The organism is Phenylobacterium sp. FG114 (assembly GCF_057809855.1).
The window spans coordinates 142,707-155,187 of record NZ_JBMDKU010000013.1 but is presented as its reverse complement, the minus strand read 5'-3'; the positions used below and the strand labels follow the sequence as shown (position 1 = coordinate 155,187).

The following is a 12,481-nucleotide window of genomic DNA, read 5'->3' as shown; positions in this document are numbered from 1 at the left end:
ACCTGGTTCTGCCCGTTCTGGGAAACGACTTGGTTCATGTTCAGCTCGCCTTGCGCATGTCGCCGCGGGAAACGGTGACGATGGTGTCGATGTCGAGGATGAGCGCCACGCGGCCGTCGCCGAGGATGGTGGCGGCGGCGACGCCCGGGACCTGCCGGTAGTTCGCTTCGAGAGACTTGATGACCACCTGGCGCTGGCCCTGGATCGCGTCGCAGAGCAGGGCCGCGCGCGCGCCGCCCTCGCCTTCGATCAGCAGGGCCACCCCTTGCGTCGCCGGCAGCGGCTCGCGGCGGTAGCCCAGGGCCATGCCCACGTCGATCAGGGGAACGAAGCCGCCGCGGATGGAGATCACCCGGGCGTGGCCGCCCAGGCTGTGGACGTCCTCGGCCTTGGGCTGCAGCGTCTCGACGATCGCGGTGATCGGGGCCACCAGCGTCTGGTTCTGCACCGACACCACCATGCCGTCCAGCACCGCCAGGGTGAGCGGCAGGCTCATGGTGAAGGTCGAGCCCTTGCCGGGGCGCGAGGCGATGGTGATCCGGCCGCCCAGGGCCTGGATCGAACGGCGGACCACATCCATGCCGACGCCGCGGCCCGAGATGTCGCTTACCTCGGCGGCCGTGGAGAAGCCCGGCATGAAGATCAGGTTGTCGATCTCCTCGTCCGAGAGTGTCGCCTCGGCCGAGATCAGGCCCTTCTCGATGGCGATGCCTTTGACGCGCTCGCGGTTGATCCCGCCGCCGTCGTCCGAGACCTCGATCACGATCCGGCCCGAGCGGTGGAACGCGGCCAGCTTCACGACGCCCTCGGCCGGCTTGCCGGCGGCGGCGCGCTTCTCGGGGCTTTCCAGCCCGTGGTCGATCGCGTTGCGGATCATGTGCGTCAGCGGGTCGGCCAGGCGCTCGATCACGGTCTTGTCGACCTCGGTGCCTTCGCCCTCGGTCACCAGACGCACCGGCTTGCCGGTCATGGCGGCCACTTCGCGCACCAGGCGCGGCATGCGCTGGAAGACGGACTTCACGGGCTGGGCCCGGATGGCCATGACGCTGTCCTGGATCTCGCGGGTCAGCTGCTCCAGTTCGTCCAGCCCCATGGCGACGGCGCTGGCGCGGGCCAGGCCCGCCTCCATCACCCGCTGGGCCAGCACGGCCTGGTTGATGACCAGCTCGCCGACCAGGTCGATGAGGCGATCGACGCGATCCAGGTCGACGCGGATGGTGGCGCCGGCCTCGGTCTTGCGCGGGCCGCCCGCCGCCTGGGCTTCGGGCGCGGCTTCGTTCGCCGCCACCGGCGGGGTGGGGGGCGTCAGAGCCACGACTGGCGCGGCCGGCGCGGGAGCCTCAGGCTCGATGATCGGATCGTCGGCCACGGCGATCGGGGCGGGCGCGTCCTCCTGGACCCGGGCCAGCAGGGCCGACAGGTCGAAGGCCGCCGCCTCGCCGCCCGCGGCGGCTTCGTCTTCCGAAGCGCCGGCCAGCGGGGTCACTTCCAGCTCGCAGTCGCCGTCGACGAATTCGAACACTTCGCGGATCGAGGCCTCATCGGTCTCGCCCGTCAGGGTCACCTTCCAGGCCAGGTAAGCAGCCTCGGGATCCAGGTCCGCGAGCGGCGGCACATCGTGCGCGTCCAGCTCGACCTCGGCCGGGCCCAGGCGCGTCAGTTCGCGCAGCAGCAGGGCGGCTTCGTTGGCCTTGGCGTACAGGTCGGCGCGCGGCTTGAACTTCACGACGAAGCCGGTGGGGCCCGCGCTCTCGGCCGGCGCGTCGACCGCGACGCTCATCGGCTGGAACTCGAAGTCGCCCCAGTCCTCCTCGGACTCCTCTTCGGCGCCGGTCGCGCCGCTCATGGCCTTCAGCTCATCCGAGAGCTGCTGGGCCAGGGGATGCTCGGTGTCGTCGCCGCTGTGCGCCTTGCGCACCAGGTCGGCCAGGACGTCGGCAGCCCGCAGCATGGTCTTCAGGACGGCGTCCGTCGCGGCCAGGCGGCCCGAACGCATCTCGTCCAGCGCCGTCTCGAAGACGTGCGCGAAGCGGATCAGCGCCTCCAGCTGGAACGCGCCGGCGCCACCCTTGATCGAGTGCACCGCCCGGAAGACGGCGTTGATGGTCTCGGGATCCTGGTCTCCGCCTTCCATGGCGAGCAGACCGGACTCGAGCTCGGCGAGCTGCTCTTCGCATTCCTGGAAGAACGTCTCGCGGATGGCGGCTAGGGGGTCCACGGGCTGTGGTTTCCTACTCTTGGAGGGCGGTTCGTCAGGCGGCGACGCGGCGGATCGCGTCCACCAGCTTGACCGGATTGAAAGGCTTCACGATCCAGCCGGTGGCCCCGGCCATGCGCGCGCGGTTCTTCTTTTCCGCATCGCTCTCGGTGGTGAGCACCAGGATCGGGATCGCACGGTGGTTCGGATCGCCCCGGACCTCCTCGATGAACCCGAAACCGTCCATCCGCGGCATGTTGATGTCGGTGACGATGACCTGCGGGCGCTCGGCCTGCAGGACCTCGAGGCCGTGGATACCGTCTTCGGCCTGGACGACGCGGAAGCCAGCGTCGGCCAGGGCCAGGCGAAGCATTTCACGCATCGTCCGGGAGTCGTCGACGGTGAGGACAGTCATGCTCATGGGGTCAGTCCTGAACAGTGGAAAGGGCGGCCGGCGGGGCCAGGTGGGCGGCGCCCATCAGGGCCAGGCCGTCGGCGAACTCGGGCGAAGGTTCTACGATCTCGAAGGGCGCGCCGTCGGCGGCCCAGGTGGCCTGGGCCGACAGCAGCACCTGCAGGCACTGGCCGCCGACGCGGCGCACCTGCGACGCATCCAGCGTGACCGGCTTCCCGCGGCGGGCCAGCAGCTCCTTGTGGAGCGGCGCGGCCGCGTTCATGTCCAGGCTGTCGCCCAAGGTCAGCGGTTCGGTCATGTTCAGAACTCGTCCCAGGCGTCTTCATCGGTTTCGAAGGCGGGCTTCGGAGCGGCGCCGCCGCGGCCCGTGGTCTTCATGGCCACCGCGGTCGGGGCGCTCGGGATGGGCGCCGGAGCCGGCGCACGGTGCTGGACCGGCGCGGCGGCCGTCGCCGCACCCGCGCCCAGTTCGAAGCGGCTGATCAGGCGCGACAGGGCCTCGCTCTCGGCCGACAGGGCGTGGCTGGCCGCGGTGGCCTGCTCAACCATGGCGGCGTTCTGCTGGGTCACCTGGTCCATCTGGTTGATGGCGGTGTTGACCTGCTGAAGGCCGGTGGCCTGCTCCTGGGCGGAGGCGGCGATCTCGGTGACCGCGCCGTTGATCGAGGTGACCTGGGTCAGGATGCGCTCCAGCACCTTGCCGGTCTCCCCGACCAGGCCGACGCCGCGTTCCACCTGCTGCGAGGAGGCCGAGATCAGGGCCTTGATCTCCTTGGCCGCTTCGGCAGAGCGCTGGGCCAGGGCCCGGACTTCCGAGGCGACGACCGCGAAGCCCTTGCCCGCGTCGCCGGCGCGGGCCGCTTCGACCCCGGCGTTCAGGGCCAGCAGGTTGGTCTGGAAGGCGATCTCGTCGATCACGCCGATGATGTTGCCGATCTGCTGGGCCGAGTTCTCGATCTCGCTCATGGCCGACACGGCGTCGCGGACCACCACGCCCGAACGTTCGGCGTCGGCCTTGGCGACCCCGACGGACTCGCGGCTCTGCGCGGCGCCTTCGGCGGTCTTGCGCACGGTGGCGGTGATCTGGTCGAGGGCGGCGGCCGTCTCTTCCAGGCTGGCGGCCTGCTGTTCGGTCCGGCGCGACAGGTCGTCCGAGGCCTGGCTGATCTCGCCGGCGCCCGAGCGGACGGCCGTGGCGTTGGTCGCCACCTCGCGCATGGTGTCCTGCAGGACGTCCATGGCGCGGTTGAAGTCGGCGCGCAGCCCTTCGTAGTGCGGCGGGAAGGCCTCGGTCAGGCGGAACGTCAGCCCTCCGCCGGCCAGGCGCTCCAGGCCCTTGGCCAGGCCCTCGACCACCTTGGTCTGCTCGGCGGCCGTCGCGGCGCGCTCGGCTTCGGCGGTGGCGCGGGCCTCGTCGGCCGCGCGGCGGCTCTCGACGGTCTCGCCTTCGAGGCGGACCTTCTCGATGGCGGCGTCCTTGAAGTGCTGGACCGCGGCGGCCATGCGGCCCACCTCGTCCTTGCGGCCCTGGGCGGGGACGTCGACGTTGTTGTCGCCGGAAGCCAGCTTGCCCATGGCGGCGGTCATGGCGTTCACCGGCTTGCCGATGGCGGCCGACAGGATCGCGCCCATCACCACGGACAGCGCGACGGCCAGCAGGCTGCCGACGGCCAGCAGGGTGACGGCGAACGCCTGGGCGGCTTCCTGCGCCTTGGCGCGCTGCGCCAGCAGGACGCCTTCCTGGTCCCGGAAGGTCTTGAGGGCGGCGCGGAACTGCTCGAGACGGCCCTTCGTGCCCAGCTCCATCATGGCCGTGGCCTGTTGGGTCGGGTCCTGGCCTGCGGCGATCAGCGGCGCTTCCTCGGCCTCGACCTTGGCGATGGCGTCGCGGATCGCCTTGATGTCGTCCGCATCCTCGGGAGCCCCCTTCTCCAGCGCATCGATGGCGGTCTTGTACTCCGCCTCGGAGCTGTTGATTTTCTTCAGGAACACCGGGTCGCCGCTGGCCACCAGGCCGCGGATGGCGTTCTGGCGTTCGACGCGCGCCATCAGGATATCGTCGGCGAGCTTGAGCTGCGTGACGCTCGCATCGTTGTCGGCCACGGCCGACTTGATGCTCATCAGGCTAACGAACACGGCGGCGCACATCACGCCGACGACGGTCACCACGACCGCGAAGCCCACCATGAGCTTCTTGGAGATGTTGAGGTTGTTCAGGAAGGTCATCGGGCTTCTCGGGGACGGGCGGTTTTTGTTGGGCGGGCAACAGCCATGAGGCTGGACGACGCCGGTCAGGCCCCGCCGAGAGCGACAATCCCAAGGTCGGTTTGATTATTGGTAAATTGTGGGAATGGCTTCGAAGGAACCGGAGCCGCAGCGGCCCGGAACTTGTGCGGCAAGAGGTCGCAACACCTTACGAATGCTGGATTGGCTCAGGTCTTGGTCTGCTCAGACCTAGGCGTCGAAGGCCGTTTCGCCCAATGCGACAAGCAACACGCGGCCCGGCAGGCTGGGCGCGACGAAGGCATAGCCGGCCGCGGCGTCGAAATACACGCCGTCGCCCGTGCGCATTGGCAGGGGCGCGTAGAGGTGGCTGTGGAACTCGACGTCGCCGTCCAGGACCAGCGCATAGGCTTCCCCGCCGTGGGTCGCCAGCGGGCCATGGACGTCGAGGCTGCGGGCGGTGACGTCGAGGATGATCGGCGAAAGGCTCTTCGAGAGCAGGTCCGCGGCGGCGCGGCGGCCGGTGTTGCCCGCCAGCCGGGTGGGCGGACCTTCCCCGGAGCGGACGACCGAACGGCGGCCGGATGCGGCCGGGGCCGTTTCGGCCTCGCGCGTGACGAGGCCTTCCAGGTCCACTTCCAGCGCCCGGCACAGGCGCATCAGCTTCTCGTAGTTCAGGGCGTTCTGGCCGAGTTCGACTCTCGATAGCGTCGAGATCGGCACGCCGCTCTGCTCACTGAGGGCGGCCAGGCTCCAGCCGCGCGACAGTCGAAGCTTGCGTATCGCTGCGCCGGTCCGGTCTGACATCCGGGACCGCATGGCGTCGATTCCCCCTTGCCTGGTGCACGCGAGTCTAATGTGATTCACATAACGCGACACGCGAACGCCGGTCTCCTGTTGCCCAATTTGGGTCGTCCGAATTCGCCCGTGAGGCGAGTTGGCCCGTGGGCGCCCGCCGGCGCGGGGCCCGCTGTGTTCGGAAGGCGGCGAACCGGCTCGCGTCAGGGGCGAAGGCGGTCTGGGCCGACCCCTCGTCGCGGGCGCCACGACCCGTTCTGCGGGTAACGCCGGTTCCGCTTTTCAACTCACAGAAGAACCCGGTCGCCCGCAAGCGGCGCTATGATAGGGTGAAAAATGAATGAAGGCGGCCTGCCTAACGCAGGACCGCCGTGACCAATCCAAGGGGGGCTGATGCGCAGCCTAGCGTATGTGATCGCGTGTGGCGCCCTCCTCGCGGGGACGTCGGCTCACGCGGTGAACCTGGATATCGTCGGCAAGGCGTCCGGCGACATCAGTCTGGGAAACCAAAGCTTCCCGATGGCCAACGGCATGGTCGCCGACTTCGGCCCTAGCGGTGAAGGCCCCGGCTACGGGGGCAGCACCGAGACCAAGGTCAAGGTGACGCCCGCCTACGCGAGCTTCGAAAGCGGCGTCGCGGTCTCCGGGCCGCAGGCGGCCGCGCAGTCGAATTCGGGCCTCAACGTCCAGATCATCAACACGGCGGAAGAGGCGATCTCGCTCGACAGCGTCGGTTCGACGATCATCCCGGCGGGCCTCGGCTTCTACATGCAGGATCGCACCGGCAACCTGGTCGGGAACAACATCTTCACGGGCTACGGCCAGGACGGCGCATCCTCGTTCGGCGCCCTGTTCACCAACGATCTCGCCAACACGACCTTCGCGAGGGCCGGGTTCACGTTCGACATCTATGGCGACGACTACATCTACGGCGAGAACAACATCAATCTCGAGGCTATCCCGCTCTACACGCTGTCCGGTGAGCTGACCCTCAGCTTCGACCAGTACGGCGGCGTCGTCCGTGGCGGCAGCGTCAACGGGCCCGACTTCTACAGTGAGAATTTCGAGGACGTCGGCCTGTTCCTCGACGGCTTCAACACCGAGTTCGATAACGACTTCGCCCTGGCCTACAACTGGGGCCAGACGGACATCGACGTGATCCTGAACAAGATCATGCAGGGTGGCGAGTCCACGAACCTCTACTACCGCACCACGGCCTACGCCGACACGACGGTGGGCTGCGTGGGCGAGTCGCTTACCTGCATCGTGGCCTATTCCGGCTTCGGCGATCCCATCGGCCGCGGCGGCGGCGTGTCGCTTGCGGCAGCGCGCGGCTTCGGCACGCAATCGCTGGACAGCATCGACTACCTGAAGTTCGATCCCCAGCTGATCGACCCCTTCCGCCCGACCATCTCGGCGATCACCGACGCAGTGCCCGAGCCGTCCACCTGGGCGATGCTGGTGATGGGCTTCGGCCTGCTCGGAGCGGCGTTGCGGCGCCGGCGTGTGCTGTCGTACAGCTAAGGCATGACGCCAGACGACGCGGAACCTCACGACCGACAGGACGGAGCCTACGCGTACAAGGCGTTCATCAGCTATAGCCACCAGGACAAGGACCTCGCCCAGCGCCTGCACCGCGAGGTCGAGTCCTACCGCATCCCGTCGAAGCTCGTGGGCAAGGTCACCGGCGTCGGCCTCGTGCCGCGCCGCCTGCGTCCGATCTTCCGCGACCGCGAGGAGCTGCCCGCCTCGGGAGACCTCTCGGCCGAGCTGAGCGCGGCGCTGCGCCAGTCGATGTTCCTGGTGGTGATCTGTTCGCCGGCCGCGGCCAGGTCGCGCTGGGTCAACGAGGAGATCCTCCAGTTCAAGCGGGTCCATGGGGACGGCCGCGTCCTGGCCATCGTCGCCGACGGCGAGCCCAACGCCTCCAACATCCCCGGCATGGATCACCGGGAATGCTTCCCGCACGCCCTGCGCTACCGGATGGGCGCCGACGGCCAGCTGTCGGACGTGCCGGCCGAGCCGATCGCGGCCGACGTCCGGCGTGAGGCCGACGGGCCGCGGCTCGCCACGCAGAAGCTGATCGCGGGCCTCACCGGACTGAAGCTCGACGAACTGGTCCAGCGCGAGACCCAGCGGCGCATCGCCCAGATGACGGTGATCGCCGCCGGCGCGATGGTCGGCATGGTGATCACCGGCGGCCTGGCGTTCTACGCCAACTCGCTGCGCCTCGAGGCGAACGCCCAGCGCACGATCGCCCAGCACGAGGCGGCGGCCGCGCGGGCCGCCTCGGACTATCTGGTCGGCACCTTCGAGCTGTCGAACCCGGCCACCGAAAACCCCCGCACCATCACCGCCTTGACCATCCTGGGCCGCAGCGCCGAGCGGGCGCGCCGCGAACTGGCCGACCAGCCGGCGATCCAGGCGCGGCTGCTCGCCACCCTGGGCCGGGCCTACAACAACCTCGGCCTGCTGAACGAAGCGCGCTCCTCGTTCGAGCAGGCGCTGCCGATGATCAACAAGTCCGGCCCCGACGGCGCCGAGGCGATGCTGGTGCTTGCGACCACCTACGAGAAGCAGGGTCTGCTGGAGAAGGGGCTGGAGACCGTCCGCCAGGCCGAGGGTCTGCTGGGCCCCGATCCGAAGGCCAACGCCAATCTTCGGGCCCAGGCGGCGACGACCGAGGGGCGCATCCTCACCTCGGCCTCGAAGGTCAAGGAGGGTGTGGCCGCGTTCGACCGCGCCCTGGCCCACTACCGGGCGGCCGGCGTCGAGGCGCCCGAAGGGGCGCTGGCGACGGTCCTTAACAACCGCGGCCTCCTGCTGTCCGACGACGGCCAGTTCGCCGCCGCCGAGGCCTCGCTGCAGGAGTCGCTCGAGCTGTTCCAGAAGGAACTGGGACCCGGTCACCTCTACACCGGCAAGGCCTGGTTCGCCCTGGCGCAGAACTCGTTCAACGCGGGCGACTTGCCCAAGGCGCGCACGCAGATCGCCAATGCGCTCCGCATCGAGCGCGGCGTGCTCGACCGCGACAACCCCATCCTCGCCGACACGCTGTCGATGCAGGGCCAGATCTACCAGGGCCTGGGACAGCTCGCCGAGGCCGAGCGCTCGCTGCGCGAAGCGGTCGCCATCTACCGCGAGGCGTTCGACGGCCCGCACTATCTGATCGGCATCGCCGAGGTTTACCTGGGCCTGATCGAGTCCCAGCGCGGCGCGACCAGCGCGGCGCTCGCCACTCTCGACGACGCCAAGCGCAACTACGACGCCAGCTACGGCAAGACCCACCCCAACCACGGCGACCTGCTGGTGAACCGGGCCAAGGTGCTGGCCCGGGCCGGCCGGCTGGGCGAGGCGCGCACCGACTGCGCGGCGGGCATGAAGATCCTGAATGAGACGCTCGGCGCCGAGGCCAGCTTCACCAAGCAGATGGCGGGCGAGTGCGCGGCCCTGGGCGGCCCGCGCCAGACGCGCGTGGCGGGGCGCTAGCGGCCGCTCCGCCCTAGGCGCCGACGCGGCTCAGTCGGTACAGCGGATAGACGCCGTAGCCCTTGGGCAGGGCGATCTTGCCGACGTAATTGCACTCGAACGGGTGGTTCTGCTGCATCTCCAGCACGGCCGCGAACGGCTCGGTCACATACACCGCGCCCGACGGGGTGACCGGCTCGATCCGCGCCGCGCGCGAGACCTCGCTGCCGTAGTAGGTGGTCCGCTGGGTCACGGGGTCGTAGCCCGAGTAGGTCGGGCCGTAGTGCAGCGCGATCCGCATCGCCGTGCCGTCGCGCACGCCCAGCGCCTTGCAGTCGACCTTCTTCAGCTCCTCGCACAGGTCGAGCGCCGCGGTGGCGGCCGCCGGCGCGTCCTGGAACACCGCGAAGATGGCGTCGCCCCAGGTGTTGCCCTGCCGGATCACGTCGCCGTGCTGCTCAAGCGAACGGGCGGCGCGGACCATCACGTCTTCCCAGAAGAGGGGCAGGGCGCGTTCGTCCAGCTTCGAGAAGCCGGGATAGTCCGTGAACATCAGGCCGTAGACGCCCCGCTCCACCTCGGACTTCGGCGGCGGCGGCGGCATCACGGGCCGGGTCAGCGCCGGGGCGATCACCACCTCGGCCCGCCCGCCCGTGGCGCGCCACGCGCTGACGTCCGAGCCGCTCAGCGTGCGGTCGCCGCGCTCCTCCACGATCACCAGCTGGATCGCCTCGGAATGCAGCTGCCGAGCGCGCAGCCGGGCCATGCCCATGGTCACCTTGGAGCCGTAGGCGAACTGCTCCATCTCGCCCACGTAGCTCATGTTGCTGGCGAAGGTCATCGAGGCCGCCTTCGCCGTGATCGCGTGGTAGCGCGCCACCCAGCTCTCGCCCGCCGGCGCCACCGACTGTTCCAGGAAATCCGCCTCGGCGAAGGGCAGCACCACGTGCACCTCCGCGCCCCGCTCCAGCAGGAGTTCGGCGATCAGGATGTCGCTGCCGGCGGCCAGGGCGCCGTAGCCGAAGCCCACGTCCTCGCGCTCGATCACCTCGCGCATCCGCGTGGCCAGGTCGGCCTCCAGCCCGGGCGTGCCCACGAAGATATTGCCGCAGAACATGGCCACCTTCGGCGGCTCGATGAGCTCCAGCAGGCTGTCCATGCCATGGCCTTCGCCCCGCGCCGCGATCAGCCGCTTCAGCTGCAGGACCGTCGTCGAGCGGGCGCCGACGTCGGCGTCGGGCGCCTGCATGGCCCGCTCCAACGCATCGCGCGCGCCGTCCACGTCGCCCAGCACCGCCAGCGCCTCGGCCAGCGTCGCCAGCGAGAAATAGCCGCTGCGCCGCTCGGCCGCCGTCTCGTTGGCCACGTGCCGCGCCAGGAAGCTCGCGAGGCGCGGCCGGCCCGCGATCCGGGCCAGGGTGGCGGCGTTGATCGCGGGATAGCTGGACTTCGTGCGCCGGTAGACCGCCGCGTACAGCAGGCAGGCCTCCAGCAGCTTGTCGCGGTTCGGTTCGCCGCCGGTGTCGAACGCCTGGTCCTTCAGCAGGCGGGCCTTCAGCGACAGAGGGTCGACGCCGCCCATCTGCTCCAGGCCATAGTCGTCGTAGAGCTTGAGGCCGCGCTCGGTGTCGCCCAGCCGGGCGAGGGTCAGCACCTCGAGATAGTTCAGCTCGGGATGCGAGGTGTCGCCGCGGCGCACGACCTCGTCGTAGGCGCCCAGTAGGTCGCCGCGCGCCAGGGCGGCGCGCACCGAGGCGGCCCTCTTCTCAGGCGTTGGAGGCAAGCTCACGCCGCCTCGCCCGCAATCAAGCCCGGCCGCGTGCAGATCGAAGACCGCCCCCCAAGCGTCAAATCCCGCACGCGCACCCGCCTCGCCGTTCGTTCACGTAACGGTGACGCTATAGCGACATGAACGCTCCGTCCATGACGACGGCTCGCCATGGGGTGGCGCCGCCGCGCTTCAGGGTTGGCCCAGCAAGGGCTCGGCCGCGGCGATGCCGGCAGCCTCGCGCCGGCCATCGTAGACCTCCCGGTCCAGCAAACCCTGCTGCTTGGCGACCAGCGTGGGCACCAGCGCCTGGCCGGCCACGTTCACCGCGGTCCGCCCCATGTCGAGGATGGGGTCGATGGCGAGCAGCAGGCCTACGCCCTCCAGCGGCAGGCCCAGCGTCGAGAGGGTGAGCGTCAGCATGACCGTCGCGCCCGTCAGCCCCGCCGTCGCGGCCGAACCGAGCACCGAGACGAAGACGATCAGCAGGTAGTCGACCGCCTGCAGCGGCACGCCGTAGAACTGGGCCACGAAGATGGCCGAGACGGCGGGGTAGATCGCGGCGCAGCCGTCCATCTTGGTGGTCGCGCCCAACGGCACGGCGAAGGCGGAATAGGCGCGCGGCACGCCAAGGCCGGTCTCGGTGATCGCCTCGGTCACGGGCAGGGTTCCGATCGACGAGCGCGACACGAAGCCCAGCTGGATCGCCGGCCATGCGGCCCGGAAGAACCTGATCGGGTTCAGCCCGTGCGCCGCCAGCAGCGCCGGATAGACCACCAGCAGCACCAGGAAGAGGCCGATGTAGATCGCCAGGGCGAACTGGCCGAGCTGGCCCAGGGCGTCCCAGCCGTACTTGGCCACCGCCGTGCCCAACAGGCCGATCGTGCCGATCGGCGTCAGGCGGATCACCCACCACAGCACCTTGCGGATCACCACCAGGGCCGAGGCGTTGAACGCCAGGAACGGCTTACCCGCCTCGCCGGCCTTCAGCGCCGCGGCGCCGACCACCAGCGAGATCACCAGGATCTGGAGTACGTTGAACGACACGCTCGTCGTCGCCGCGCCGTCGTCGAGCTTGGTGGAGGCGGTGAGGCCGAGGAAGTTCTGCGGGATCAGGCCCGTCAGGAAATCGAGCCAGGCGCCGTTCGTGGTCGGGGCCTTGGCTGCGGTCGCGGCCACGGCCGTATGCACGCCGGGCTGCAGGATGACGCCCAGGGCGATGCCGATGCCGACGGCGATCAGGGCGGTGATCGCAAACCACAGGAGGGTCCGCCAGACCAGGCCGGCGGCGTTCTGCAGCTGGGCCAGGTTGGCGATGCTGGCCACGATGGCCGTGAACACCAGCGGCGGCACCAGCGCCTTCAGCAGGGTGACGAACGACGAGCCCAGGATCCGCAGCGTCTCGGCCAGGCCGTGGCCCGGCTGGCCGGCGTCCACGCCCAGCTGGCGCGCCAGGAATCCAAGCGCCAGCCCGACGACCATCGCCGCCAGGACCTGCATGCCGAAACCGCTGACAAACCGGCTGGTCTTGTCTCTCGCCATCACACCTATGTAGGCGCGAGCGCGAAAGCCCGCCGCGCGAAAAGTCTGTGGCGGCCCTCAGGGATTCTAA

9 protein-coding genes are annotated in these 12,481 nt (G+C 69.7%); 2 read left to right on the top strand and 7 right to left on the bottom strand.

The genetic code is table 11. From position 1 onward, the window contains the following. Positions 1–40: 40 nt before the first annotated feature. The 5 genes from ACODSY_RS20370 to ACODSY_RS20350 form a co-directional block, all read right to left on the bottom strand. Positions 41–2,218, bottom strand: a complete 2,178-nt coding sequence (locus ACODSY_RS20370) for a chemotaxis protein CheA (protein ID WP_488953717.1) — start codon at positions 2,216–2,218, stop codon at positions 41–43. Positions 2,219–2,252: 34 nt separating this feature from the next. Continuing rightward, positions 2,253–2,618, bottom strand: coding sequence for a response regulator (locus ACODSY_RS20365; protein ID WP_488953716.1), 366 nt, complete (start codon positions 2,616–2,618; stop codon positions 2,253–2,255). A gap of 4 nt (positions 2,619–2,622) precedes the next feature. After that, complete coding sequence (locus tag ACODSY_RS20360) at positions 2,623–2,910, bottom strand: STAS domain-containing protein (protein WP_488953715.1); 288 nt, start codon at positions 2,908–2,910, stop codon at positions 2,623–2,625. Between the two features lie 2 nt (positions 2,911–2,912). Then, complete coding sequence (locus ACODSY_RS20355; protein ID WP_488953714.1) at positions 2,913–4,838, bottom strand: methyl-accepting chemotaxis protein; 1,926 nt, start codon at positions 4,836–4,838, stop codon at positions 2,913–2,915. 228 nt (positions 4,839–5,066) lie between these two features. Then, a complete protein-coding gene (locus ACODSY_RS20350; RefSeq protein ID WP_488953713.1) occupies positions 5,067–5,654 on the bottom strand; it encodes a helix-turn-helix domain-containing protein in 588 nt (195 codons plus the stop codon). A 372-nt stretch (positions 5,655–6,026) separates the two neighbouring features. Here ACODSY_RS20350 and ACODSY_RS20345 point away from each other — a divergent pair, with 372 nt between their 5' ends. After that, complete coding sequence (locus tag ACODSY_RS20345) at positions 6,027–7,157, top strand: PEPxxWA-CTERM sorting domain-containing protein (RefSeq protein WP_488953712.1); 1,131 nt, start codon at positions 6,027–6,029, stop codon at positions 7,155–7,157. Between the two features lie 3 nt (positions 7,158–7,160). Continuing rightward, positions 7,161–9,122 carry a tetratricopeptide repeat protein gene (locus ACODSY_RS20340; protein ID WP_488953711.1) on the top strand — a complete coding sequence of 654 codons (1,962 nt, stop codon included), beginning with the start codon at positions 7,161–7,163 and terminating at the stop codon, positions 9,120–9,122. 13 nt (positions 9,123–9,135) lie between these two features. On the opposite strand, the gene ACODSY_RS20335 is transcribed toward ACODSY_RS20340, so the two are convergent. Together ACODSY_RS20335 and ACODSY_RS20330 are read right to left on the bottom strand one after the other, a co-directional pair. After that, complete coding sequence (locus ACODSY_RS20335; RefSeq protein ID WP_488953710.1) at positions 9,136–10,890, bottom strand: tetratricopeptide repeat-containing protein; 1,755 nt, start codon at positions 10,888–10,890, stop codon at positions 9,136–9,138. A 171-nt stretch (positions 10,891–11,061) separates the two neighbouring features. Next, positions 11,062–12,411 carry a dicarboxylate/amino acid:cation symporter gene (locus tag ACODSY_RS20330; RefSeq protein WP_488953709.1) on the bottom strand — a complete coding sequence of 450 codons (1,350 nt, stop codon included), beginning with the start codon at positions 12,409–12,411 and terminating at the stop codon, positions 11,062–11,064. Positions 12,412–12,481: the final 70 nt, after the last annotated feature.